24 protein-coding genes are annotated in these 25,357 nt (G+C 65.0%); 12 read left to right on the top strand and 12 right to left on the bottom strand.

The window, feature by feature from the left end; genetic code table 11:
- Positions 1 to 131 precede the first annotated feature (131 nt).
- Positions 132 to 701 (top strand): TetR/AcrR family transcriptional regulator, encoded by a 570-nt coding sequence (locus ACLLJI_RS17900; RefSeq protein WP_283559795.1) that lies wholly within the window; start codon positions 132 to 134, stop codon positions 699 to 701.
- Here ACLLJI_RS17900 and ACLLJI_RS17895 read toward each other — a convergent pair.
- The 4 genes from ACLLJI_RS17895 to ACLLJI_RS17880 form a co-directional block, all read right to left on the bottom strand.
- Entirely contained in the window at positions 698 to 1,399 is a 702-nt protein-coding gene (locus tag ACLLJI_RS17895) for a glycosyltransferase (protein WP_434615101.1), read from the bottom strand. The genes ACLLJI_RS17900 and ACLLJI_RS17895 overlap by 4 nt on opposite strands.
- Entirely contained in the window at positions 1,396 to 2,763 is a 1,368-nt protein-coding gene (locus tag ACLLJI_RS17890) for a PIG-L family deacetylase (protein ID WP_434615099.1), read from the bottom strand. The genes ACLLJI_RS17895 and ACLLJI_RS17890 overlap by 4 nt, the downstream gene beginning before the upstream one ends.
- Positions 2,757 to 3,947, bottom strand: a complete 1,191-nt coding sequence (locus ACLLJI_RS17885; RefSeq protein WP_434615096.1) for an acyl-CoA dehydrogenase family protein — start codon at positions 3,945 to 3,947, stop codon at positions 2,757 to 2,759. Before ACLLJI_RS17885 ends, ACLLJI_RS17890 begins: the two co-directional genes overlap by 7 nt.
- A 109-nt stretch (positions 3,948 to 4,056) precedes the next feature.
- Positions 4,057 to 4,974, bottom strand: a complete 918-nt coding sequence (locus tag ACLLJI_RS17880) for a Ku protein (RefSeq protein ID WP_434615093.1) — start codon at positions 4,972 to 4,974, stop codon at positions 4,057 to 4,059.
- A gap of 69 nt (positions 4,975 to 5,043) precedes the next feature.
- On the opposite strand from ACLLJI_RS17880, the gene ACLLJI_RS17875 reads away from it, so the two are divergent.
- The 7 genes from ACLLJI_RS17875 to ACLLJI_RS17845 all read left to right on the top strand — a co-directional run bounded on the left by ACLLJI_RS17875 (position 5,044) and on the right by ACLLJI_RS17845 (position 12,876).
- Entirely contained in the window at positions 5,044 to 7,539 is a 2,496-nt protein-coding gene (locus tag ACLLJI_RS17875) for an ATP-dependent DNA ligase (RefSeq protein WP_434615090.1), read from the top strand.
- A 111-nt stretch (positions 7,540 to 7,650) separates the two neighbouring features.
- On the top strand, positions 7,651 to 8,100 hold the full coding sequence (locus tag ACLLJI_RS17870) for an FAS1-like dehydratase domain-containing protein (protein WP_283559789.1): 450 nt from the start codon (positions 7,651 to 7,653) through the stop codon (positions 8,098 to 8,100).
- On the top strand, positions 8,100 to 8,519 hold the full coding sequence (locus tag ACLLJI_RS17865) for a MaoC family dehydratase (protein ID WP_434615087.1): 420 nt from the start codon (positions 8,100 to 8,102) through the stop codon (positions 8,517 to 8,519). The genes ACLLJI_RS17870 and ACLLJI_RS17865 overlap by 1 nt, the downstream gene beginning before the upstream one ends.
- Before the next feature lie 84 nt (positions 8,520 to 8,603).
- On the top strand, positions 8,604 to 9,674 hold the full coding sequence (locus tag ACLLJI_RS17860) for a UDP-N-acetylmuramate dehydrogenase (RefSeq protein ID WP_434615084.1): 1,071 nt from the start codon (positions 8,604 to 8,606) through the stop codon (positions 9,672 to 9,674).
- A 154-nt stretch (positions 9,675 to 9,828) separates the two neighbouring features.
- On the top strand, positions 9,829 to 10,923 hold the full coding sequence (locus tag ACLLJI_RS17855) for a fatty acid desaturase family protein (protein WP_434615081.1): 1,095 nt from the start codon (positions 9,829 to 9,831) through the stop codon (positions 10,921 to 10,923).
- Between the two features lie 78 nt (positions 10,924 to 11,001).
- A complete protein-coding gene (locus ACLLJI_RS17850; RefSeq protein ID WP_434615078.1) occupies positions 11,002 to 11,625 on the top strand; it encodes a DinB family protein in 624 nt (207 codons plus the stop codon).
- Between the two features lie 114 nt (positions 11,626 to 11,739).
- Positions 11,740 to 12,876 carry a winged helix DNA-binding domain-containing protein gene (locus ACLLJI_RS17845; protein ID WP_434615075.1) on the top strand — a complete coding sequence of 379 codons (1,137 nt, stop codon included), beginning with the start codon at positions 11,740 to 11,742 and terminating at the stop codon, positions 12,874 to 12,876.
- Positions 12,877 to 13,050: 174 nt separating this feature from the next.
- On the opposite strand, the gene asd is transcribed toward ACLLJI_RS17845, so the two are convergent.
- The 8 genes from asd to ACLLJI_RS17805 all read right to left on the bottom strand — a co-directional run bounded on the left by asd (position 13,051) and on the right by ACLLJI_RS17805 (position 21,668).
- Positions 13,051 to 14,172, bottom strand: coding sequence for an aspartate-semialdehyde dehydrogenase (asd, locus tag ACLLJI_RS17840; protein ID WP_434615072.1), 1,122 nt, complete (start codon positions 14,170 to 14,172; stop codon positions 13,051 to 13,053).
- Positions 14,169 to 14,471 (bottom strand): hypothetical protein, encoded by a 303-nt coding sequence (locus ACLLJI_RS17835; protein ID WP_434615069.1) that lies wholly within the window; start codon positions 14,469 to 14,471, stop codon positions 14,169 to 14,171. The genes asd and ACLLJI_RS17835 overlap by 4 nt, the downstream gene beginning before the upstream one ends.
- A 297-nt stretch (positions 14,472 to 14,768) precedes the next feature.
- Positions 14,769 to 15,404, bottom strand: a complete 636-nt coding sequence (locus tag ACLLJI_RS17830; protein ID WP_434615067.1) for a dihydrofolate reductase — start codon at positions 15,402 to 15,404, stop codon at positions 14,769 to 14,771.
- Positions 15,401 to 16,231 carry a thymidylate synthase gene (locus tag ACLLJI_RS17825; protein ID WP_434615064.1) on the bottom strand — a complete coding sequence of 277 codons (831 nt, stop codon included), beginning with the start codon at positions 16,229 to 16,231 and terminating at the stop codon, positions 15,401 to 15,403. The genes ACLLJI_RS17830 and ACLLJI_RS17825 overlap by 4 nt, the downstream gene beginning before the upstream one ends.
- A gap of 24 nt (positions 16,232 to 16,255) precedes the next feature.
- On the bottom strand, positions 16,256 to 17,260 hold the full coding sequence (locus ACLLJI_RS17820; RefSeq protein WP_434615061.1) for an NUDIX hydrolase: 1,005 nt from the start codon (positions 17,258 to 17,260) through the stop codon (positions 16,256 to 16,258).
- Entirely contained in the window at positions 17,260 to 19,503 is a 2,244-nt protein-coding gene (locus ACLLJI_RS17815; RefSeq protein WP_434615058.1) for an RNA degradosome polyphosphate kinase, read from the bottom strand. Before ACLLJI_RS17815 ends, ACLLJI_RS17820 begins: the two co-directional genes overlap by 1 nt.
- Before the next feature lie 128 nt (positions 19,504 to 19,631).
- Positions 19,632 to 20,606: a mycothiol synthase gene (mshD, locus tag ACLLJI_RS17810; protein WP_434615055.1), complete on the bottom strand. Its 975-nt coding sequence runs from the start codon at positions 20,604 to 20,606 to the stop codon at positions 19,632 to 19,634.
- 363 nt (positions 20,607 to 20,969) lie between these two features.
- Positions 20,970 to 21,668 carry a winged helix-turn-helix transcriptional regulator gene (locus ACLLJI_RS17805; protein ID WP_434615052.1) on the bottom strand — a complete coding sequence of 233 codons (699 nt, stop codon included), beginning with the start codon at positions 21,666 to 21,668 and terminating at the stop codon, positions 20,970 to 20,972.
- A 170-nt stretch (positions 21,669 to 21,838) separates the two neighbouring features.
- Here ACLLJI_RS17805 and ACLLJI_RS17800 point away from each other — a divergent pair, with 170 nt between their 5' ends.
- The 4 genes from ACLLJI_RS17800 to ACLLJI_RS17785 all read left to right on the top strand — a co-directional run bounded on the left by ACLLJI_RS17800 (position 21,839) and on the right by ACLLJI_RS17785 (position 25,353).
- A complete protein-coding gene (locus ACLLJI_RS17800) occupies positions 21,839 to 22,573 on the top strand; it encodes a permease (RefSeq protein ID WP_434615050.1) in 735 nt (244 codons plus the stop codon).
- Between the two features lie 188 nt (positions 22,574 to 22,761).
- Positions 22,762 to 23,382 carry an FABP family protein gene (locus tag ACLLJI_RS17795; RefSeq protein ID WP_283559774.1) on the top strand — a complete coding sequence of 207 codons (621 nt, stop codon included), beginning with the start codon at positions 22,762 to 22,764 and terminating at the stop codon, positions 23,380 to 23,382.
- Between the two features lie 78 nt (positions 23,383 to 23,460).
- On the top strand, positions 23,461 to 24,573 hold the full coding sequence (locus ACLLJI_RS17790; protein ID WP_434615047.1) for a YgfZ/GcvT domain-containing protein: 1,113 nt from the start codon (positions 23,461 to 23,463) through the stop codon (positions 24,571 to 24,573).
- A 216-nt stretch (positions 24,574 to 24,789) separates the two neighbouring features.
- Positions 24,790 to 25,353 carry a PadR family transcriptional regulator gene (locus tag ACLLJI_RS17785; RefSeq protein ID WP_283559772.1) on the top strand — a complete coding sequence of 188 codons (564 nt, stop codon included), beginning with the start codon at positions 24,790 to 24,792 and terminating at the stop codon, positions 25,351 to 25,353.
- Positions 25,354 to 25,357: the final 4 nt, after the last annotated feature.

Here is a 25,357-nt window from a genome sequence, read left to right as displayed (position 1 = left end):
CGGGCAGTGCTGGCTGACATGATGCGGCATTCCTTAAGTGGTAAGAGGTTCTACGATACTATACCGTCTGGACTGTTTAGTAAACCGTCCAGCCGGTATAAAGAGACCGCTGCTTAGGTAGGATGGGTGCCATGCCCAATCAGCCCTCGGCCCGGGACCGTATCCTGCTTGCCTTCGAGAACCTTCTGATCAATGAGGGTGAACGCTCGGCCACGTTAGATGCGGTGGCCGCGGCCGCCGGGGTGTCCAAGGGTGGGCTGCTCTACCACTTCAAGAGCCGGGACGCGCTGACCTCGGGGCTGATTCAGAAGCTCGGCGAACTCGCCGAGGTGGACTTTGCCAGGATGCGTCAGGCTCCGGAGGGCCCGGCGGACTATTACATCCGCACGTCCGTCTTCTCCGAAACCACCTTCGACCGGACACTGGTGGCGGCGACGCGGCTGGCCCAGAGCCAGGATGTCCAGGTCAGTGAGGCCTTCACAGCGATGCAAAGCAGATGGCTGGAACTGATCCGGGAAGAAGTCCAGGACGCCGCCGTCGCCCGTGCCATTCTGCTGATCGGTGACGGCCTCTACTACAATGCCGCGCTATTCGGCGGACCGCAGGGACAGCAGGAACGCTTCGGGGCCGAGGCCACCGGGAAACTGCTTCGTGTTGTCGGCATGCTCAAGGAGCAAACACCCGCTGCCGGGAATCCCTAGACTTTAATTTCGCTGGCAAGGTAGTCGGCAAAGCCACCCTGGACGAAGCTCGTCGTCCGCCCAGAGGTCTGGACACGGCAGGCATCGGTGGCGCGCATCCGCAGTCCCGCGGCAGCGGCAGCGAGGACAAAGCCGCGGTCCTCATGCAGCGCCAGGCCCTGGAAACCGCCCAGCCGTTCATAGGCATCGGCACGGAAACCCAGGTTTGCGCCATGGATATGGTTATGCCCGTCCCGCAGGCTGTGGGCTGCAAACCAACGGTCCAGTTGCGCCTCGGTCAGATCCGACGTCTCCGGCTCGACCGTACCCACCATGACATCCCAGCCCTCTTCCGCGGCCTCGGCCTGGGCCAGCAGCCAGTTTCCCGGCACGAAGCTGTCCGCGTCGGTATTCGCTATCCACACGGCGGCGGGCAGCAGCCCGCAGGCCCGCAATGCACTGCGGATGCCGAAATTCCGTGCACGGCCGACGTTGCCCGCCCCGTAGCTGAGTGCGGTGGCTAGGGTGTTCCGTTCGACGATGGCTGCGGATGCATCGTTGGTCCGGTCAAGCACCACCGTCACGCTCACTTCCAGCCCCGGACGGGTGCGCCGCAGGACCCGATGTGCCTCGTCGAGGGCATCGAGGCAGCGGGGGAGCAGGCGCTCTTCGTTGCGTGCCGGGACGACGACGGCCAGTTGCCTGAGCGCGGATGTCATGATCCGTCCTGCGGCACCGTGAAGACCTCCAGGATGAAATCTTCTTCGGTGTAACGTCCACGGGGTCTGAGCCGCCCGTCGCCGCGCAGGAATTCATGCACCTCGTCGCCGCGCAGCGGCCAGCCGCTGATCTGGTGCCGCCAGTGGCACGCCAGCAGGGTTCCGCCGGGCAGCAGCGAGCCGAGCATCAGCTCCAGGGTCTGCTGCAGTGATTCGTGGTCCAGGTAGTATCCCACCTCGGACAGGACGATCACGTCGAAGGATCCCTCCGGCCAGTGCCCGGGCACGGCCAGCTGCAGAGTGCGTACGCCGGGGATCCCGGCCGTCCGTCGGGCAGCGGTTTTCACCGCTTCGGCGCTCAGGTCCACGCCCAGCACTCTGTCGCAGCGTCTGGCAAGGTCGCGGGTCAGTACCCCGGTGGAACAGCCGATCTCCAGCGCGGAGACATAGTGCCGCGCCGGCAAGGCGGCCAGCGTCAGCAGCCGCTTGCGTTCTTCGTACCAGGCCTCCGGCGCGGACCACGGCTCGGCCAGATTGCGGTGAACCGCGTCAAACTGGGCCTGCGCCCAGCTCAGCCGCTCATCGCCGTCGGGCACTATGGACCCGGCGGCATCGATGAAGATTTCAAACGGTCGGCTGAAATGGCTGATCATCGCCGCGGACAGCAGGGTCTCGTCTCCGGGCAGGTCAGAGAGCGGCGCATTCTGGCTGAAGTGGCAGTTGATGGCCTGTTCCCTGCGTGCCATATCCGGGCCGTCCAGGGTCAGCCGGCGCATGGACGCCCACGGCACCGATGGATCGTCCGGGGTGCCCCAATGCCAGAGCCAGACCGGGTATTCCAGCAGCGGGTTCCCGCTTTCCAGCGCGGCCGCTGCCGCGGCTTCCCCCGCCGCGTCGTGGTCGGCATGCCCGTCGGAGCGCCACGGCGCCACGATCAGGGATTCGCCGGGTTCGGGGCCGCATTCGGCGAGGATTGTCCGTCTCAGCTGGTCGCGGCCGACGGCGACGCGGCCGTCGGGAATGCCCAGGTGGGTGATCAGCGCCGCCGGGGCAACGGTACCAACGGCGTGTACGAGTTCCTGGCGTCGGATGACGGCCAGCTGTTCGGGGGTATGCGTGCTGGAGCCGGGGTGGGATGCCTCACCATCCGTGGCCACCACCAGCCGGACCTCCAGCCCGTGCCGGGTGGCCTGCTGCAGCAGGCCCGCGGCGGCCAGCGTTTCGTCGTCGGGATGGGCCGCAACGAGCACCAGTCTGGTGTAGCTCCCGAACCGAAGGTTCAGCTCCGGTGTGTCCGCAAGCCGTGTCGAGTCGCGCCACAGCTGCTCGTCCGTGCCGTGGTCCAGATGGCTGAACGTCACCATGGAAGCTGCGATTGTGCGAGGATCTGCTGGCCGATCGATGCCACGGATCTCTCCGCGTGGTCCTGGCGCAGATAGAAGGCAAGATCGGCGGTACGCCTGGCATGATGGATATCGAAGGCCAGCGGTTCCGGACCCATAGCATGGCCGGCCAGCTCCAGTATCGACTCGCTCGCATGAGCGACGGCGGCCCGGGCACGTGCCGCCGTCAGCGCATCGGGGCCTGCGCGCCTGGTGCCGTCGGCCCGCCGGGCCGCAACCGCCAGCGCATTGCGCCCGGCCGCCAGGTGGCCGTCTATCAGCCCAAGATGCATGAGGGAAATCTGATCCGGCTCCCGGCCCCTGCCATGCGCGTAGACCCTGCGGGCCACAGCCGTGGCGGCACCGAACCAGATCGCCGCCACACCTGCACCGCCCCAGGAAAACCCGGGGCGCGAAAAATACCAGCCTGTCCCGCCGATCGGAGTCGCCGGCACATGGTCAAAGGACACCGGGCCGCTGGTGACCTCCGGCAGGCCGAGGGCCACCCAGCCGACATCGGACGAACTGACCCCAGGATCCTTCAGGCTGACCGCAAAGGCCCGCCGTCCGCTGTCCGTGCGGGCGGTGACGATGGCGTGGGTGAGATGAGTCGCCAGGGAACACCACGGCTTTGTCCCGGTGAGGACCCATCCGTCGCCATGACGGTGGGCCTTCAGATGATGGTCCTTGCCCTCGGCGGCAAAGACACCCCAACAGCTGTCGTCGGCCTCCACCACGGCGTCGAGCTCAACAGACGGCGCCTGATGAATGATGCTCAGGGCATCCAGATGCGGCTCGATGGTTCTCGCAACGGTCAGGTTGCAGGCGCCAAGTGTGGCAAGGGATTCCCATAGATGCATGGTCCGGCCCTCCATCGGGTGCGGCAGTTCCTGCCCCAGGCTGACTGCCAGCGTGAGTGCCGCGCCGACGGCGCCGTTGCAGGCCAGCGCACGGTCCGCCAGGCCGCCGAGTTCGGCTACCCCTGCGGCCCGGCGGCTTCGGTCCGGTTCGAGCCGGACCGGGTCCATCGCGGCGGTCTTGTGGCCGGCAGGGCCAGACCCAGGGGCATGGGCAGGACCAGAGCCAGGCACATCGGCGGGAGCGTGGGTGAAGGTGCGGGCGGGTTCGGCATGGGCTGGGGGCTGCGGCTGGTCGGTGCTGGTCATGGCGTCCTCACAATGGTCATTCACACAATGGGCGGCGGCAGGTAATCAACGGTGGGTGGTCACGGTGCGGGTGGTCACGGGGCGGGCTTTCGGCACCCGGCCGCCGGCATTACGCGCCCTGACGCTTTGCCGACTTCTTGGCAGCCGGTTTCCTGGCCGAAGGCTCGTCGGCCGGCGGCTTGTGCGCAGTTGTTTTCCGCGCAGGCGTGGACCCTGACCTGGACGCTGCAGTGGCCGGTTTGGACTTGCGGTTTCGTTCCACACTGCGCTTCAACGCCTCCATCAGATCGAGGACCTGGCCCGTACTGCTCTCGTCACTCTCTCCGAAGGTGGCTTCGGTGTCCAGCGCATCACCCGTGGCCAGCTTGGCGTCAATGAGGGTGCGCAGCTGCACCTGATACTCGTCGGTGAACTGTTCCGGCTCGAAGTCACCGGAGAATGAATCCACCAGAGCGGCGGACATTTCCCGTTCCTTGGCGGAGATACGGACGGATTCGTTCAGCGCCGGGAAGCTGGCTTCCCGGACCTCGTCGTCCCAGAGCAGGGACTGCAGCATCAGGACATCCCCGCGCACCCGCAGGGCTCCGAGCCGGGTTTTCTGCCGCAGCGCGAACTGCACGATGGCGGTGCGGTCCGTTTCCTCCAGCGTCCTGCGCAGCAGTACATAGGCCTTGGCCGACTTTGAATCCGGCTCCAAGAAGTAGCTCCGGTCAAACATGATCGGATCCAGCGCGGCGCTGGGGACAAACTGGACCACATCGATCTCCCGGCTGCGTTCCTCCGGCAGGGAGGCGAGATCCTCGTCCGTCAGCACGACTGTCCTGTCGCCGTCGTCGTACGCCTTATCAATGTGGTCATAGTCCACCACATCCCCGCAGATCTCGCAGCGCCGCTGGTACCGGATCCGGCCGCCGTCCTTGTCATGGACCTGATGCAGCGCGATGTCGTGGTCCTGGGTGGCGCTGTAGACCTTCACGGGGACGTTGACCAGGCCAAAGGCAACCGCGCCCTTCCAGATAGCTCTCATCTGCCCAGTGAACACCACGGCTGCTGAACAAAGCTAGCTTTCGCCCCGGAATCGGATAAAACTGGGGGCATGACACCGTCGGAGGAGCCCGGGCGGGATAAACAGACCGTCACCGTTGCCGGGCGCCGGCTGACGCTGAGCAATCTCAACAAGGTGCTGTATCCGCATTCCGGCACCACCAAGGGGGACGTCATCTCCTACTATTCCGCGGTGTCGCCGCTGCTGATCTCCGCCGCGAAAGACCGGCCGGCGACGCGCAAACGATGGGTCCACGGCGTGGGGACCGCCGAACACCCGGGGCAGATGTTCTTCCAGAAGAATCTCGACGGTTCAGCCCCGGACTGGGTGCCGCGCGGCAGCATCGAGCACAAGGACCGCACCAACGACTACCCCCTGGTCAACGATCCGGCGACTCTGACGTGGCTGGGGCAGATTGCCGCGTTGGAAATACACGTGCCGCAATGGCGTTTCGGCCCGGATGGTAACGCGCTCAATCCGGACCGGCTGGTGCTGGACTTGGACCCGGGGGAGGGCATGGGGCTGCCCGAGTGTGTGCAGGTCGCGCACCTGGCCCGGGCGATTCTGACGGATATGGGGATGCTGCCGGTGCCAGTGACCAGCGGCAGCAAGGGGATCCATCTCTATGCGGGGCTGGACGGGATGCGCTCGTCGGATGAAATTTCCGCGTTTGCCCACGAGTTGGCGAGGGCCTTGGAAGCGGACCATCCGGATCTGGTGGTCAGCGACATGAAGAAGTCTCTGCGTCGGGGGAGGGTTCTGGTGGACTGGAGCCAGAACAACGCGGCGAAGACCACTGTGGCCCCGTATTCGCTGCGTGGTCGGTTGGAGCCGATGGTGGCGTTCCCGCGGACCTGGCGCGAGCTGGCTTCCCCTGCGCTGGCGCAGCTGGATTACCGGGAAGTGCTGCGGCGGATCAAAAAGCGGAAGGATCCGATGGCGGCGCTGACCGGGCAGTTCGGGGGCATCGGGGCCAAGGCGAAGGACAGCACTGCCAATGACGACGACGGCGGCGTGGACCGGCTGGTGAAGTACCGCAGCATGCGGGATGCGGGCAAGACTCCTGAGCCGGTGCCCGCGGCACGCGCCGGTCCTGCGGAGGGGCGGAGTTTTGTTATCCAGGAGCATCATGCGAGCCGGCTGCACTGGGATTTCCGGCTGGAGCGCGACGGCGTTTTGGTCTCCTGGGCGCTCCCGAAGGGCGTGCCCGAATCGACGGGGAAGAACCATCTGGCCGTCCAGACCGAGGATCATCCGCTTGAATACGGGACGTTCGCGGGGTCCATTCCGCGGGGGCAATATGGTGCGGGCGAGGTCACGATCTGGGACGCGGGCAGCTACGAAGCGGAAAAATGGCGGGACGGGAAGGAAATCATTGCCACCCTGACCGGCCGCCCCGAGGGGGGCCTGGGAGGCGTGCGGAAGTACGCCCTGATCCACACCGGCGGGGATGGCCGGGCCGAGAACACCTGGCTGATCCACCTGATGAAGGACCAGCCGGGTGCCAAAGGCGCCGGCAACGGGGCGAGGGAAGAGGCACCGGCCGCCGCAAAGGCTTCGGCCAGGGACGGATCAGGCGTTCCATCGATCATGCCCATGCTGGCGACCGTTGGCTCTCTGCAGGATCTGGACGCTGACGAGGATTGGTTTCTGGAGATGAAGTGGGACGGCGTGCGCGCCATTGCCGCTGTGCAGGACGGCAAAGTCACGCTGACCAGTCGGAACGGCATTGATATGACCGCCGTCTATCCCGAGCTTGCGGAGCTGTCCGACCTTGTGGCTGCCCGCGACGCGGTGCTGGACGGCGAAATCGTTGCCCTCAACAAGGCCGGGAGGCCGGACTTCGGGCTCCTGCAGAGCAGGATGAAACTCACCCGTCCTGCAGATGTTGACCGTGCCCAAAAGGAGGTGCCGGTTCACTTCATGGTCTTTGACCTGCTCTTCGTCGATGGCGAACGACTCACCGGAGCGGACCTCTCCGCGCGCCGGCCTCGGCTGCAGAGCGCGCTGTCACCGGACCGGGACGGCCGCATTCAGCTGTCCCCGCTGCTGGACCTCACGGCGGAACAGGCGCTGGCGAGCAGCTCGGAGCTGGGCCTCGAAGGCGTTCTGGCCAAAAAGGCCACCAGCCGCTATGAGGCCGGAAAACGGAGCCCAGGGTGGATAAAAATCAAGCATGAGCGCAGCCAAGAGGTAGTCGTGGGTGGCTGGCGTCCAGGCAAGGGGCAGCGTGAGGGAATGGTCGGATCCCTGCTGCTCGGTGTCCCGGACGGCGGCTCGCTGAACTATGTGGGCCGGGTCGGCACCGGTTTCAGCGAGCGTGAGTTGGTGGAGCTGACCACGGAACTGGCACGCATCGAGCGCCGAACTACACCGTTTGACGATGTCCCGCGCGCCGATGCGGCGGACGCCAGTTGGGTAACTCCGAAGCTGGTGGGCGAGGTGGCCTTTTCGGAATGGACAGGCACCGGACGGCTGCGGCATCCGGTGTGGCGCGGCTGGCGGCTGGACAAAAATGCGCAGGATGTGGAACGCTCTCCCGGTTGATTCGAGCCGTTTCCACTCCACCTCAGCCCAGGTGGCTACGTGGTCCGCCGATTTCCGTGCCGCGTTAACTTCCGTGCTCCGCAGATTTCCGTGCTCCGCTAATGTTGAAGCATGAGTATAAATCCGGACCTCCAGGGCCGCAGCTACCCCGCCGGGGCCGTCTATGAGGTCGGCCGTGAAAAGATCCGCGACTTCGCGCTCGCGGTCAAAGCCACCCACCCCGCGCATTTCGAGATTGAGGCGGCCAAGGCTCTCGGGCACGCTGATCTGGTGGCTCCGCCTACCTTCGCCATCATCGTGGCACAGCGGGCCGACGCCCAGCTGATCAGCGATCCGACCTCGGGAATCGACTTTTCCCGCGTCGTGCATGCCGAGCAGCGCTTCACGCACCATCGCCCGATCGTGGCCGGCGACCGCCTGATGGCCGCACTGCACGTGGACAGCGTCCGCGCCATGGGCGGGGGCGCCATGATCACCACAAGGGCAGAAATTTCGACGACGGAGGGCGAGCCGGTGGCCACAACCACGTCCGCCATCCTGGTCCGCGGGGAGGGGCAGTAATGCATATTTCCGCACTCACCGTCGGCCAGGAAGTCGGTTCACGCCGGATCGCGGTGACACGGCAGGATCTGGTCCGCTACGCCGGCGCCTCCGGCGACTTCAACCCGATTCATTGGAATGAACGGTTCGCCCGGGAGGTGGAACTGCCCGGCGTGATCGCGCACGGCATGTTGACAATGGGTGCCGCCGTCCAGCTGGTGACCGATTGGGTCGGGGATCCGGGAGCCGTCGTGGATTATCAGACCCGTTTTACCCGGCCCGTGCCGGTCCCCGACTCGGAAACCGGAGCCGAGATCGCCGTCGTCGGCGTTATTGGTGCCCTTGACACAGAGAAATCCACTGTGCGGGTCGATCTTACGGTAAGCGCCGAGGGTCAGAAGGTCCTGGTCAAGGCTCAGGCCGTTGTCCGGCTGGCGTGAATGAATTCCCGCCGCGCTCCATCCTTCTGTGTTCCATCTTTTAGGGTTGAACCCCTCTGCCAGCGAGGCAGATAGGCTGGAAGCGTGACACAGCAAAAGCTCCTGAGTTCCCTGACCACACTGGGCACCGGCGGGGCCGCCGGAAACTTCATCGAGGCCTGTTCGGAACAGGAGATCATCGAGGTGGTGCGTTCGGCCGATGCGGCCGGCGATCCGCTGCTGATCATCGGTGGCGGCTCCAACCTGGTGATTGCCGATGCAGGCTTCGCCGGCACGGTGCTCAGGATCGCCAGCACGGGCTACACCATCAACTCGGAGGATAGCTGCGGCGGCGTGTCCGTCGTCGTCCAAGCAGGCCATAATTTCGACGACCTGGTTCACACGGCGGTGCTTCATGCCTGGAGCGGGATCGAGGCGCTCTCCGGCATTCCGGGTCTCGCCGGAGCCACCCCCGTACAGAATGTGGGTGCCTACGGCGCTGACGTGTCACAGACCATTTCGGCCGTCAGGGTCTGGGACAGGCAGCGGAATGTGCTGCAGACGTTCACCCATTCAGAGCTGAAATTTGGGTATCGCGATTCAATCCTTAAACAGACGACGACGGCGGGTTCGCCGCGCTACGTGGTGCTGACGGTCGAGTTCCAACTGGCACTGGGGCGGATGAGCGCACCCATCAGGTACGCCGAGCTGGCGCGGGTACTGGGCGTCGAGGTGGGCAAACGGGCCTACGGATTGGACGTGCGCCGCGAGGTGCTGGCCCTGCGGGCAGGCAAGGGCATGGTGCTGGACACCGAGGACAGGGACACTTGGTCCACAGGCTCCTTCTTCACGAACCCGATGGTGACAGCGTCCGTGGCTAGGTCGTTGCCGGCGGAGGCGCCGAAGTACCCTGCGCCAGACGGCGGATTGGTGAAGCTCAGTGCCGCGTGGCTGATAGACCGCGCGGGCTTTACCAAGGGTTTCGGGCTGCAGAGCGGCAGCGTCTCCGGCGCGCGGGCGTCGCTGTCCACCAAACATACGCTTGCCATCACTAACCGCGGGTTCGCAACCACGGAAGACGTGCTGGCGGTGGCCCGGGCGGTGCGCGCCGGCGTCGACGCCAAATTCGGTATTTCGCTCCAGCCCGAACCATTGCTGATCGGCTGCGTCCTCTGATGTTCGGTCCGGGTTCTTGAAGCGCCGCCGCAGCTAATGCGTCATACCATACGCCGGTAGGGGGGCAAGACCACTCCACCGTGTGATGCGCCGGCGGGTACCGGCTCCGTAGTGTCGAAGAAGATCAAGAATTAAGTCTTCGAAGGGCCTTCACATGTCATCTGTAACACTCCAGAGCCCGATCCGCACGGCTCGCCCGGCGCGGGACCGCCATGTCACCGATTTCATTGCGCTGGCGGAGACAGTCCGGGCCGCTGGCCTGATGAAGCGCGACATTAGCTGGTACACCTGGCGAATGATCAGACTGGGCGTAGCTTTCGCCGCCACAGGCGTCATGTTTGTGACGCTGGGACAGAGCTGGTGGCAGATGTTGACCGCCCTCATCTTCTCCTTCCTGCTGGGCCAGGCCGGCTTCCTGGCCCACGACGCCGCGCACCGGCAGATCTTCGCCTCCGCTAAGAAGAACGAGTGGACCGGACGCATCGTCGGGAACCTCTTCGTCGGACTGAGCTACGGCTGGTGGATGAACAAGCATGGCAAGCACCACGCCAACCCGAATAAAATCGGCAAGGATGATGACATTGCCACCGGCGCCGTAATTTTCAACCCGGAGGACGCCGGCCAGCGCAAGGGCTTCGGCAAATGGTTCGCCGCGCACCAGGGTACGTTCTTCTTTCCGTTGCTGACGCTGGTGGCGCTGGACCTGCACATCTCGGCGCTGCGCCGGGTCTTCAACAAAAATGAGATCGTACCGTCCCGCAAGGCCGAAATCGGGTTCTTGGCCGTGCGCCTGATCGGACTGCCGGTCGCCGCCTTCATCGTCATGGGTCCCTGGATTGCCCTGGCGTTCATGGTTGTTCACCTGGCCTCCTTCGGCGTGTATTTTGGCGGCGCCTTCGCTCCGAACCACAAGGGCATGCCGCTGGTGCCCAAGGACGTCAAGATCGACTTCATGCGCCGTCAGACGCTGATGAGCCGCAACATTTCCGGCGGCTGGTGGGTGGACAAGGGCATGGGTGGCCTGAATTACCAGATCGAGCACCACCTGTTCCCCACCATGTCCTCCAAGAATCTGAAGCTGGTGCAGCCGATGGTCCGTCAGTACTGCGCCGAGCGCAACATCAAGTACACGGAGACCACGCTCGGACAGTCCTACATGATTGTGATGAAGTACCTGAACCGGGTCGGCTTGGGTCAGCGCGATCCCTTCGAGTGCCCGATCACCGCGAACATGCGCTCCGCCCGCTGACCCCTCGGGGAATCGTGCCGCGGGTCGCCGAGGACCGATGAAATTGCGCCGGTTCCGCGTTTGTAGCAGGATCGGCTCATGGAACCCACTGCCGAAGACCTGCGGACCGTCATCGATGATCTGATGGGTCGCTTTTCTGGAATCCCCGATGATAACTGGCAGCTGAATGCCCATGAACTCGACTGGAGCTGCAGGGAAACGGCCGCGCACATTCTGGATGATTTCGGTTTTTACGCCATGCAGCTTTCCGGGACCAAACCACCGCAGGAATCCTATATCGAGTTGCAGGATCCGCCGCCTTGGCGGGATGGTGGCCCGCAACTCCTCTTCTACCCGGATGCCGGCACCGGGACGCCTGGCATTGTCAGCTGCCTCGACGCAGTGGGCGGCCTGCTCGTTGCCGTCGTCGCTGCCGCCCCGGCCGACCGGCGCGGATATCACCCCGCCGGACTCTCCGATGCCTCCGGTTTCGCCGCCATGGGCATTGTCGAAGCCGTCCTGCACTGCCACGACATACTGACCGCCCAGGGCGTCGACTACCGGCCGGACGATGCGATCACCGACCGGGTCCTCGCGCGGCTGTTCCCCGACGTTCGCCGGACGTCCGATTGCTGGCAGGATCTGCTGCGTTCCTCCGGCCGCACTGCTGAGACCCGGGGCCAGCACTGGCGCTGGGATTCGGCGGTGCGCACCGGCCGCTAGATCCCCGGCCCTGCTCCTTCAGCTGAGGTGACCGTGATGAGGCCGTTTCCCTAAGCGTCCCCACTATCGGCACGTCAGTTTTGCGTTCGGGGACCGTCGCCTATGATGCACCACATGACACATCGCGTTACGCCGGCCATGCTGGCCCGACTCCGGCTTTCCAGCCAGAGCCTGGTGGGCAGCTCCTTTGCTGGCCCCGTCGAAGTGGTGCGCTGGATGACGGCCATGCAGGGCCAGGACCTCCCCGGGGCGCTCTGGTCGGTCGGGCTGCGGGCGCCGGGCACACGCCGGTCCGACGTGCAGGCCGCCTTGGACGCCGGAGAGATCGTCCGCTCCTGGCCCATGCGAGGAACACTGCACCTGACAGCGGCCGAGGATTTGGGCTGGATCATGGCACTGACTTCCACGCGCATGCTTGCCGGTATGGCCGGCCGGCACCGCCAGTTGGAAATTACGACGGCGGACATCGACGCGGTCCGCGATGTTGCGGTCACGCTGCTGGCCGCCGACAATGCCTCGGCGTCCCGTGACGAATTGTTGACCGCCTTCCGGGCTGCCGGCCAAGCGACGGAAAACCAGCGAGGTATCCACCTGTTGTGGCTGTTGAGCCTGACCGGCATGTTGGTCCAAGGTCCCAGCGACGGAAACGCCCAGCGGTTCGTGTTAATGGACCGGTGGATCCGCAGTCCACGATCGATGGACCGGGACGAGGCCCTGGCCGAGCTGGTGCTGCGGTATATGCGCAGCCACGGACCTGCCACACTGAAGGACTTCTGTTGGTGGACCAAACTGACCCTCAAGGACGCCCGGACGGGACTGCAGCAGGTGCAGAGCCGGCTGCTGGAGCTTCAGGTCGACGGCACTATGTACTGGATGTCGCGGGAAACCGCCGATCTGCTCACCTGGCGGGATCTGGATCCTGGGAAGCAGCTCCCGGGATCCAGATCCGTGCTGCTGCTGCCGGGGTTCGACGAGTTCCTGCTTGGCTACACCGACCGCAGCGCAGCACTTTCCCCCGAGTATGCCGCGCTCACCGTGCCGGGCAACAACGGAATGTTCAAGGCCACCATCCTCGCCCGCGGCGAGGTGGTGGGGACCTGGCGCCGAAAGCAGAACACGACGGCGAACGCCCGGCCGGGCGCCGCCGTCGTCGAGCCGGTTCCGTTTGTGGCACTCACCCCGGCCCAACAGCGCGGCTTCGCCAAGGCAGCAGAAGCTTACGCTGCATTCCTGGCCCCCGCCAGCGTCTGACAACGGGGCTTTCTCGCGAATGTCGGCGCTCCCTTGGCCCGTCAAAGCGGGGTCGGCTCGCGACGAAGGGGCTAGCCCGCGATGACGATGTTGCGCGTCATCGCTTTCGCGGGGCAGCCCCTTCGTCGGTGGCGGGGCGGTATGCGCACCGGGACGGCAGAGCTCGGCTGCGGGTCAGAGCTCCCCGATGGCGATGTTCAGCATGCGGCGCAGCGGTTCCGCTGCGCCCCAGAGGAGTTGATCGCCCACGGTGAACGCGCTGATGTACTCCGGGCCCATCTCCAGCTTCCGAATCCTGCCCACCGGGATGTCCAACGTGCCGGAAGCAGCGACAGGCGTGAGTCCGCGCATGGACGCTTCCTTCGTGTTGGGGATCACCTTGACCCACGGGTTGTCCGCGGCAAGCAGGGATTCAATCTCTGACACCGGCAGATCTTCGCGCAGCTTCAGCGTTAGGGCCTGGGAATGTGAGCGCATCGCCCCGACCCGGATGCACAGGCCGTCCATCAGGATGCGGTCTGCGCCGGAGGTGCCCAGGATCTTGTTGGTTTCCGCGCCGTTCTTCCACTCTTCCTTGGACTGGCCGTTGCCCATGTCCGCGTCGATCCAAGGGATCAGGGAACCGGCCAGCGGGACGCCGAACTGGGCAGAATCCAGTTCCGGGTTCTGCTGCTCCGTCAGCACCGCGCGGTCGATCTCGAGGATGGCGGACGAAGCATTTTGCAGCTCGGAGGCCACGGCTCCATGCAGCGCCCCGAACTGGTTCAGGAGTTCGCGCATGTGGCGGGCGCCCCCGCCGGATGCGGCCTGGTAGGTCATCGAGGTTCCCCACTCGACCAAGCCGTTGCGGAAGAGGCCGCCCAGGCCCATCAGCATGCAGGAAACGGTGCAGTTCCCGCCAATGAAGTCGCGGACGCCGCCGGCCAGCCCCGCATCGATGGCTTCCCGGTTCACCGGATCCAGTACGACGATGGAGTCGTTTTTCATCCGCAGGGTGGAGGCCGCGTCGATCCATAGTCCGTCCCACCCGGCTGCGCGGAGCCGGGGATGTACATCCGAGGTGTAGTCGCCGCCTTGCGCCGTGACAATGATCGGCAACTTGGCCAGTGTCTCAAGATCGAATGCATCCGCCAGTGAACCGGCGCCGTCGGCGAACCCCGGAGCGGCAGCCCCGGCATTGGAGGTCGAAAAAAAGACCGGGTCAATGCCGGCAAAGTCATCCTCGTCCTGCATGCGCTGCATGAGAACGGAGCCGACCATGCCGCGCCAGCCGACAAAACCTACACTTTGTGTCATGGGCCAAGTTTAGACGAGGGATCAGTGAGCACCGTCCTCGTCACGTTACGCGTCGCGTTGCCCGCGGCAATGACATTGCCCAGTTGGTAGACGAAGCCCGGCAGTACCGCCCGGGTTCCCTCCGGGACCAGTACCAGAACATTGAGGTAGGCGGGTATGACGCCCCAGGCTCCCTGCACCATGAATTGAACGAGGAACGCGCCCACGCCCAGCCAAATCGAACCGGAGGCAAAGGCCCACAGCGGGATGCACGGCAGGGCCAGGGCCGCAAAAAATAATGATGATTCGTTCGCGGCCATACCGTTCGGATAGCGTGCCGGCCAGCAGGCCGCCAAACAAGTACCCCAGGGGATATCCGGCTTGGAAGAGACCGGATGTGAAACTACGTGCGTGCCGCGGGATGCTCTTCAATCGACCACCGGCTGGGGTCCGCCAAAAAGGGCAACTGGGGTATCCCTTGGCCCCGCCCGGAACTTTTCCAGCCGGGGTGCCGGGTGTCAAGGCTTCGCTGGAGCCTGCTCCGCACGGAAGGCAGGACGGAAGGAAGGACGGAAATCAGGACAGTTCAGCCAGTTCAGCCACTTCCGAGGCTGCCGTCAGACGTCGTCGGAAGTGAACTCGGAACTACCCTTGGCCCACAGTGTGTAGCGGTACTGCGTCCCGTTTTTCCCGGTATGCCAGCCCTCCACCGGTGTCCCGCCGCGGAAGGTCCACTCCGGCCCGAGTTGCGGTGCGCCGGTATCGCCCTCGGTCTCGGAATCGATCACGGTAATCGCTGCGACGTTGGCATGCTCCAGCGCCTGGCCATAGACCTGGCCGCCGCCGATGATCCAGACCTCGTTGCCGCCGGGCCTGAACTGCGCCTCCACCAACGCGTCTTCGAGGGAATGAACGACGATGGCGCCCGCGGCGTCCGGTGTGTCGGCCCAGTCCTGCCGCCCGGTGATGACGATATTGGTCCGCTCCGGGAGCGGGCGGAACTTCGGGGAAAAGGATTCCCAGGTGCGCCGGCCCATGATGACAGGATGGCCGGTGGTGACACGCTTGAAGTGTGCCATGTCCTCCGGCAGTCGCCACGGCATTCCACCGTCCTTGCCGATGACGCCCTGCCGGGTCTGCGCCCAGATCATGCCGATGATGGGCTCGTGGAACCGGTGCAGATCCAGCCCATCCGTCCCGAGGGAGGGCGAGGCGGCCACGGGCGGCACGGCCGATACGGGGTCATTGTTCATACCGCGATCGGGGCCTTAATCGCCGGGTGGTGCTGGTAATTGACCAGCTCGAAGTCCTCAGGAGCGTAGTCAAAAATCGACTCCGGCCTCCGTTTGATGTGCAGCTGCGGGTACGGATAGGGCTCACGGCCGAGCTGTTCGGCCACCTGTTCGACGTGATTGTCGTAGATATGCACGTCGCCCCCGGTCCAGACGAACTCGCCCGGCTCCAATCCGGCCTGCTGCGCGATCATCATTGTCAGCAGGGCATAGGAGGCAATGTTGAAGGGAACCCCCAGAAAGGTGTCCGCGCTGCGCTGGTACAGCTGGCAGCTGAGCTTTCCGGGCCCCGCGTCCGGACCGCCGGCCGACGGCGTCACGTAGAACTGGAAGAACGCATGGCACGGCGCCAGCGCCATGTTCTTCAATTCGGCCACATTCCAGGCCGAGACGATGTGCCGACGGGAGTCCGGATCGCTCTTCAGCCCCGCCATCAGCTCGGCGATCTGATCGATGTGGCCGCCGTCGGGGGTCGGCCAGGAGCGCCACTGGACGCCGTAAACCGGGCCAAGCTCGCCGTCGTCGTCGGCCCATTCATTCCAGATCTTGACGCCGCGCTCCTGCAGCCACTTCACATTGGAATCGCCGCGCAGGAACCACAGCAGCTCCAGGGCCACGGACTTGAAGTGCACGCGCTTGGTGGTGATCAGCGGGAAACCCCCGCTCAGATCGAAGCGCAGCTGACGGCCGAAAACGCTGCGCGTGCCGGTGCCGGTGCGGTCCGCTTTGGCGGCGCCGTGCGCCAGCACGTCGCGCAGGAGGTCTTCATACGGGGTAGGAATGGTCACGGCACCAGTCTACCGGCGGCCGTTTCAGTCCTCGTACGGTTTGTATTGCTCCACGGAGACGATCTGGGGCTCATCCGCGCAGCTGATCTGGCAGATAATGACCTCGCCCGGGGCCAGGAAGGGATCGGCCGTGGGCAGCGCGGCACGGAGCGACGGCGGCATGTGGGCGCCCAGCTGCGCCAGTACCGTGGGCAGGGCCGGCCGGTGGGTGCACAGCGCCACCGGGCGGCGCTTTTCCAACAGGCGTCCGACGACGGCGGACGTCTTGTGCGGTTGCCGGCCATGTTTTGCTTCGGTCAGGGAATCGTAAATCTTCACCTTCGCGTTGGACTCCTTGACATAGGGAGACATCGTGGACACGCACCGCAGCCAGGGACTGGTCGCCACCCGGCCGGGACGCCAGGCCATTAACAGCCGGCTGAGCGTCAGGGCCTGGCGCAGCCCGGTCGCGGCCAGCGGACGGTCGCCCTCGGCCAGGGTCCAGGCAGAGCGGGGTTTGGCCTTGGCATGGCGGACGACCAGCAGCGGCCACGTCGCCAGCTCGGACCGGCGATGCGCCGCCACCAGGGCGTCGAGAGGTTCCTTGTCCGTTGGGTTGGAGAGCAGCTCCGCGGCGCGCTCCGGGGAACACCACAGGAAGCCGTCCACTTCGTTGCCGTCCGGAACCGGAACGGCATCGGGGACGTTGCTGGCCCAGTACCGGACCTCCTTGAGCCCGGCATTGACGACATACACGGTAGCCGGCAACGGAATGCCGAGGCTGATGTTCAGCCCGATTTCCTCGGACACCTCCCGCACGGCGCACTCGGGCAGCGTCTCGCCGTCGTCGAGCTTGCCCTTGGGCCAGGACCAATCGTCGTAGCGCGGCCGGTGGATCAGCAGCACCTTGAGTTCCTTTTTGGTCACCCGCCAGCACAGGGCGCCGGCGGCGCGTACGTCGAAGGCCTGTACGCCGGTGGCCCCCAGGCTCCCGGCTGCCGTTCCGGAAGTCCTTCCGGGCGCGCCGGAAGCCGATGAAGGGTTCTTCATCAATGCCGGGTGGACGACCGCTGGCGGGAACGGCTGGCCAGCAGCCAGGACTGCACATCGGAGAGCGGCGCCCCGGACTCGGTCAGATGATGGCGTGTCCAGTCACCGGCGTCGTCAAGATGCCAGCTGGAGGTTTCGGGATCGACGTAACGGTCCAGCAAGGTGAGGACGTAGGTAATGTCATCCGGGTTGCGCAGCTGAACCAGCGCTTCCACCCGGCGGTCAAGGTTGCGGTGCATCATGTCCGCCGATCCGATGTAAACCACCGGGTCCCCGCCATTGGCAAAGGTGAACACGCGCGAGTGCTCCAGGAAGCGGCCCAGAATGGAACGCACCCTGATGTTCTCGCTCAGACCGGGCACGCCGGGACGCAGCGAGCAGATGCCGCGGACAATGACGTCCACCTGGACGCCGGCCTGTGAGGCGCGGTAGAGCGAATCGATAATCGCCTCGTCGACGATGGAGTTGACCTTAATCTGCACCTTGGCCGGCAGCCCGGCACGCTTGTTGGTGATTTCATGTTCGATCCGGTCGATCAGGCCGGACCGGACGGACCGCGGGGCCACCAGCAGGCGCTTGAACGTGGACTTGGGCGCATAGCCGGAGAGCTGGTTAAAGAGCTTCGTCAGGTCCTCGCCCACCTGGTTGTCCGCCGTCAGCAGGCCCAGGTCCTCGTAGTAGCGCGCGGTGCGGGGGTGGTAATTGCCGGTGCCGATGTGACAGTACCGGCGGAGCCCATCGAGCTCCTGGCGCACCACCAGGGAAAGCTTGCAGTGCGTTTTCAGCCCGACAATGCCGTACACCACGTGCACGCCGGCCTGTTCAAGCTTGCGTGCCCAGGAAATGTTGGCCTGCTCATCAAACCGGGCCTTGATCTCCACCAGCGCCAGCACCTGCTTGCCGGCCTCGGCCGCGTCGACCAGCGCGTCCACGATGGGCGAGTCTCCGGAGGTGCGGTACAGGGTCTGCTTGATGGCCTGGACCTTCGGATCCGACGCGGCCTGTTCCAGGAAGGCCTGGACCGAGGTGGAGAACGAATCGTAGGGGTGATGCAGCAGAATGTCACGGCGGCGCATCGCCGCAAAGACGTTGGCCGCCTTGGCCGTTTCCGATTCATTGAGGTAGCGGGACGTATGCGCAACGTTCTTGGGATAGCGCAGATCGGAGCGATCGATGCCCCCAATCACGGACAGGCCGCGCAGGTCCAGCGGGGCAGGGAGGGCATAGACCTCCGATTCCTCCACATCGAGCTCGCGCACCAAGAGCGCCTGAATATTGGGATTGATGTCCGTTGCGACCTCAAGGCGGACAGGCGGCCCGAAGCGGCGGCGCAGGAGTTCCTTCTCCAGGGCCTGCAGCAGGTTTTCCGCGTCGTCCTCTTCGACCTCGAGGTCCTCGTTGCGGGTGACGCGGAACGTGTGGTGTTCAAGCACCTCCATGCCCGGGAAGAGCTGGTCCAGATGCTCGGAGATGACCTCCTCGAGCGGAATGAACCGGGCCACCCGGCCGGGGACCGTTCCGGCGCGCGGACCGTCCACCGAGATCAGACGGGGGAGCTGGTCCGGAACCTTGAGCCGGGCGAAGAGCTCCTTGTCGCTGACCGGATTGCGCACCACCACGGCCAGATTCAGCGATAGGCCGGAGATGTAGGGGAATGGGTGGGCCGGATCCACTGCCAGCGGGGTGAGGATGGGGAAGACCTTCTCCGCGAACATGGTGCTCAGCGTCGCTTTAGCCGTCTCATCAAGTTCGTCCCAGTGCATCAGATGGATGTTCTCGGCGGCCAGCGCCGGGCGGATCTGATCTGCGAAGGCGCGCGCGTGCCGGACATGCAGCTCGTGGGCCGCGTCGCTGATCTGCTCCAGCACCCCGATCGGGCTCAAGCCCGCGGGGGAGGGGACGGCCAGTCCCGCGGCGATGCGCCGCTTCAGCCCCGCCACCCGCACCATGAAGAATTCGTCCAGATTGGAGGCGAAGATGGACAGGAAATTAACCCGTTCCAGCAGCTGCAGATCCGGGTCTTCGGCCAATTCAAGGACCCGCGCGTTGAAGGCGAGCCAGCTCAGCTCACGGTCCAGAAACCGATCGGGAGTCACCTCGCCGTCGGGTACCAAGTTGGGCGCGAACTCGGGAATATCAATCCGGTCCTCCGTCGCCCTCGAGGCCTGCACCTCGGAGGAACCAAATCGTTCAGTGACCAGAATGGCCGCCGTGTTCGGCGCGCCCGCCGTTTCCGGATTCATTATGTCTCCCCTAGAGCTCGGTTCTCCCCCTTCAACAGTACAAGTTATTCGCTTTCTTCACGGCAGCTTTCTTCGCTGCGGCTTCTTCGGTCCGGCTTCTAGACTCCGGCTTTTCCACTCCGGCTTCTTCACTCCGGCCGCGGCCCGTACATGACATCCGCGTCCCACCGGGTGAACCCCAGACTGCGATACAGCGAGACGGCAGCCTGGTTGTCAGCATCCACGTAGAGCATGATCGCGCTCAGTCCGCGGCCCTGCAGGTATCTGATCCCGGCCGTGCTGAGAGTGCGGCCCAGTCCGGATCCCTGGGCCTGCGGTGTCACGCCGACGACGTAGACCTCACCCAACGAGGGGTGGTGGCCGGTCTCCGGGTGAACCTTGGTCCAGTGGAAGCCCAGGATCGTTCCCTCGGCGTCGGTGGCCAAGAAGAAACCCGCCGGATCGAACCAACGTTCCGTCATCCGGGCCTGCAGATCGGAGAGCGTCATGGAACCCTGTTCGGGATGGTGGGCAAAGGCCGCGGCGTTCGCCGCCAGCCAAGCGTGTTCATCCTGGCCGGGAATAAAGGTCCGCAGCGTGACGCCCGGCGGGAGTACGGCCTCCGGCAGCGCCTGGTCAGACCCGTGCGTGCGGATCAGCCGCATCCGCCACAATTCCCGCACGGCCACGTACCCGTAGCGGGCGGCCAGATCAGCGGCCGCCTCGTGATCGCCATGGGACCATGCCTTGATCCCGGCCAGTCCCCGGTTTGCTTTCAGCTTGTCGACCAACAACGTTCCGACGCCCTGGTTGCGGTAATTTGGGTGCACCACGATCTCCAGTACGCCGGACCCGCCGACCGGGGATACGACGGCGAGGCCGGCTAGGTCCTGGCCGGTGGAGGGATCGGACTTTTCCTCCGGCGCGTAGGCCAGCAGAGTCAGCAGCGCGTCCGCCTCCGCGGCCGGCGACGCCAACTCCACGAGGGTCTGCTCGGAGAGCGGGGGGTTGCCGTCGGTGTCGAAGGCTGCCGCGACCAGGGCCATGATGTCCCGCAGGGCCTCGGGCTCCGGGGCGCCGCTGCCGGTCCGGACCGGCCAGTTATCCGTCTCTGTCTCGCTCATGGACAAAGCCTAGTGCCCGGCACCGGTACTGGCGAGGAACGACGGCGCCGCCGGCTATGCGGACGTCATCTCCGTTGTCCGGCATGCTGTTCCCCATGCTGTTGCCTGCTGTTCCCTGTGCTGTTCTCCATGCTGTCGCCAGCCGTTTGGGGCATTTGCGGATTGCTGCGAAACTGCCATAGAGTGAACAGGTCAACTTGAGCAGGCCCCATGACGACCGTCCGCTAAGGAACTACTGAGCGGAGGGACCCGGCGCGGCCAAGCCGAGGGGGATGCACCACCGGGGTGCCTTCGATACGTTCAACCCGTATGTCCTCCACCAAGCAGCCAAATGAACCGCCGGCTATTCGGACCACCGGTTCCTTACGCTTCCGCGAGTTCTTCATCCGGCATCCGGGCAGTCGATAGCCGGTAGCCGACATTGCGGACCGTGCCGATCAGATTTTCGTGATCCGAGCCGAGCTTCGCCCGTAGCCGCCTGACATGCACATCAACGGTCCGGGTGCCTCCGTAGTAGTCGTAGCCCCAGACCTCGTTGAGAAGTTGGGCACGTGTGAACACCCGCCCGGGATGCTGGGCCAGGTACTTCAGCAGTTCGAATTCCTTGTAGGTCAGGTTCAGCACGGCGCCGTTGACCCGGGCTGTGTAGCTGTTTTCATCAATGACCACTCCGGCGGCGCGGATTTCGGCCGGGACCGCCTCATCGGATGCCCCGGAGCGTGCCAGGGCCAGTCGCAGCCGTGCCTCCACTTCCGCGGGGCCGGCCGAATCGAGCACAATGTCGTCTGCGGCCCAGGTGGCGGAAACCGCGGCCATGCCACCCTCGGTGAGAATCAGTATCAGGGGTGTGTCCAGCCCGGTGGTCCGTAGGAGCCGGGTCAATGACCGGGAGCCTGCCAAGTCCTTGCGGGCATCGAGCATGACGATATCGCACGGTTCAGTGTCCAGCAGAGCGGTGGGAACAGCGGGGAGAATATGAACCCGGTGGCTGAGAAGTTCCAAAGCAGGCAGGATATCCACCGACGAGCCGTTGCTGTTGGTCAGTAATAGGATCTGGGACATGCTTCCTCCAATGTGCTCAGCGCGCATCATCGGGCGGTTCCCGCGCCGCCGTTCATGGCCCTCGGCGCGGGATGTTTTTCATAGTGTACTGGCATGGACGGCGGATGGCTCCGCCTCGCCGCTAAACCGCGGGTCCGGCAGACATCCCCCGCATAGGGCAGGATTGGACTGTGAAAACGTGGACGATGGGTATAGCCGGCGTAGTGGCCCTTGCCATCATCATCGCCAGCTCGTATGGAGCGCTGGGGCTTTCACTTGCCGCGGGGATCCTGGTCTCCGTGCTCTTCGGCTTCGGCTGGCCGCACTACCTGAGCATCCCGGCGAAGAAGACGCTCGGTACCGTGATCACGCTGGTTGGAACGTGCGGCGCCGTCGCTGCGGCCGTCTCCCCGGGGCCCGGCTATCTGATCTGGCTTCCGGTCTTCCTTGCCCTTGGCATCGGGGCGGTCTTTGTGGTCCAGCTGATCCGCGGCACGGGGCAAAGCCACCGGCTGGAATCGACGCTTGGGGCCAGTGCGGGGGTGCTGCTGGCGGGGCTGGGCTCCGGCTGGATTGCTGCGCACCGGTTCACCGGCGACACCGCGATGACGCTCATTGCCGGGGTCAGCGCACTCGTGGCCCTGCTGATCGGCATGATCCGCTGGCCGGATCGGGTGATTGCCCCGTTGGCCATACTTCTGGCCGCCCTCGCCGGACCATTGGCGGCCCTGCTGTTCTCCGAGCTCCATGTCCTGGAGGCCGCGGTGATCGGCGCCGCCGTGGCCGCGGTGCTGATGAGTTTCCGGCGCCTGGCGGGTACCGCGGGGCGGCCGAGGAACTTCCAGGGCGCCATCGCGATGGGCATCGCCCCGTTGGGAGCCTTGGGCGCGCTGGTGTATTTCATTGACAAGCTGCTGATAACGTAGGGCCCTGAACTTCGCGATAGGATGACGACATGTCGATACTGGGTTTGGAAATTTTCTACATATGTCTGCTGGTCATCGCCGGTCTGGCCATGGCATGGTTTGCCGTTCTCGTTCTGTGGCGTCTCTTCAAGGGCCAGCAGTAAACAGCGGCGGCCTTGTCCGCATGACATAGTGGCGGAGGTAGCACCGTGCCGATCGAGATTCCAACGGATCTAACGCCCGAGTTGGTCCCGCTCTCCTGGCTGTTGGGGCAATGGCGCGGCAGCGGAAGGTTGGGCACCGGCGAGGCCGAGTCAGAGTATTTTTCCCAGCTGGTTTCCTTTGAGACCAACGGCCTGCCCTATCTGCAGTACACGGCCCGCAGTTGGCTCACCGACGAAGACGGCCTGCAGCTGCGCCCCCTATCGGTGGAGACCGGATTCTGGTCCTTGGACCGCCAGCTTAATGACGCGGACGGCGGTCCCGGCCTGATCCCGGCGGATATTGTCCCCGCCTTGACGACGGCGGACGAGGTGGAAAGACTGCGTAATGCCGACGGCGGTTTTGACATCATGGCGAACATTATTCATCCTGGTGGCATTGCGGAGCTCTATTACGGCCAGATCAAGGGTCCGCAGATCCAGCTCGCCACTGATGCTGTGATGCGCGGGGCCGGCTCGAAGGATTACAGTGCGGCCACCCGGATTTTTGGTCTGGTCAACGGCGACCTGTTCTGGCGTTGGGACGTTGCCGCGCAGGGCAGCTCCCTGGAGGCCCATGCCTCCGCGATCCTGAAGAGATGCAATCCTGCCCCAAAAAATGATGACTGAGCTGCCCGCCGTGGTGTGGCAAGCCGTTGGCGCCGTACCGTGGCGGAATACCGGTCCCGACGGAAGCGTTAGGCCAACATGACGTATAAAAGCACTCTGTTGCGGCGCTCGGGCGCCGTCGAGGCCGGTGGTCTGGACGCCGGCGTTGCCGCCCACTACGGTGATCCATACCGTGAACAGCGCCTGCTGGCCGGCGTGCACGTCGCCGCCGCGCAGGGAAAGAACCTCACCGCCGTCGTCGACCTTTCCCACCGCGGCGTGGTGACGGTTTCCGGCCCTGACCGGCTCAGCTGGCTCAATACGCTCTCCTCTGCGCAGCTGACCGATCTGGCGCCCGGGGTAAGCACGGAGCTGCTGCTGCTCAGTATTCAGGGACGGATTGAGCATGACGTGCGGGTGCTCGACGACGGCGCCACCACCTGGCTGATTGTCGAAGCAGCCGAGGCGGCGCCGCTGGCCGCATGGCTGACTGGCATGAGGTTTATGCTGCGCGTCGAGGTCGCTGACGTTTCCGGGCTTTGGGCCGTGGCCGGCACGGTGAATCCGGTGACTGAGTGGTCCGAACGTCTCTGTTGGCGCGATCCGTGGCCGCACATTGCTCCCGGCGGTTTCGCTTACACCGCGGTTCCCGAGGAGTCACACCCCGGGCTGGACCGCAGCTGGTTCGAATACCTGATCCCGATGGCAGATCTTGATGCGGCCGTGGGGGTGCGGCCGCTGGCCGGATCGTGGGCCGCCGAGGCGCTGCGGATCGCCGCCTGGCGGCCGCGTCTGGGCGCCGAGACCGACGATAAGACGATCCCGCATGAGCTGGACCTGCTGCGCACCGCGGTGCACCTGGCCAAGGGTTGTTACAAGGGCCAGGAAACGGTGGCCCGGGTCCACAACCTGGGTCATCCGCCCCGCCGGCTGGTGTTCCTGCAGCTGGACGGCTCGCAGCACACGCTGCCCGCGGCCGGCAGCGCTGTGCTGCTCGGGGAACGCCAGGTGGGAACGGTGACCTCGGTGGCCCAGCACTTCGAGATGGGTCCGATCGCGCTGGCCGTGATCAAGCGGACCGTGGATCCCGCCGCGGAACTGACGGTGCTCGATGCCGGGGAAAAATACGTGGCGGCTCAGGAAACGATCGTGGCCCCCGACGCCGGGCAGGTCGTTGGCCGCCAGACCGGTTTCCTTCGGGTGCCGCGCTAACGGGCACAACCCCGCCGTGCTCCCGGAGAATCATGACAAGATGCATGCTTGGCAATCTGCGGGTTGCGGGAACGACAAAGACCGCTGTATATTCTATCTGGAATAATCCTCAACGAGCAACCTGGTGCCGGTAAGTCCCGCCGCCTCATTTCGGACCAGCTGGTCCGCGTGCCACTCGGCCCAAATGCCGCCCAACCACCTCCAGGAGCAGCAGACATGCCTCGTTCCTCCGCCCTCAATCCGTTGTCGGTTGCCGCCCTGGCCCTGCTGGCCGAGCGGCCCATGCACCCGTACGAGATGTACCAGTTGCTGATGGCGCGCAGCGAGGATCGGCTGCTCAAGATCCGCCCGGGAACGCTGTACCACTGTGTCGGGCGGTTGGAAGAGCAGGGGCTGGTCAGGGCGGCCGGTACAGACCGGGAAGGGAACCGTCCGGAACGGACCAGCTACGAAATTTCCGGGCCCGGACGGGAAGCGCTGTCGGTTCGGCTCCGGGATCTGCTGGCCACCCCGGTCAACGAATACCCCAGCTTCCCACTGGGTGTCGCTGAAGCGCACAACCTGCCGGGGGACGACGTCGTCGAACTACTGGAGGAGCGCGTCGCCGCGCTGGAGGGACAGCTGACCCGACTGGTCCACGGCGAACGGATCGTCACGGAAAAAAACGTGGCAAAGAAATACTGGATCGATCTTTCATATCAAATGACCATGCTGCGGGCGGAGATTGACTGGGTCCGCGGCCTGCAAAAAGACATCAAGACCGGCAGCCTTGGCTGGTAGGTCC

The sequence above is a fragment of the Arthrobacter sp. A5 genome, from assembly GCF_051131705.1.
Classification (GTDB): domain Bacteria; phylum Actinomycetota; class Actinomycetes; order Actinomycetales; family Micrococcaceae; genus Arthrobacter_M.
Note: the sequence above shows the minus strand (reverse complement) of the source record. Positions and strands in the feature narration are given on the sequence as shown.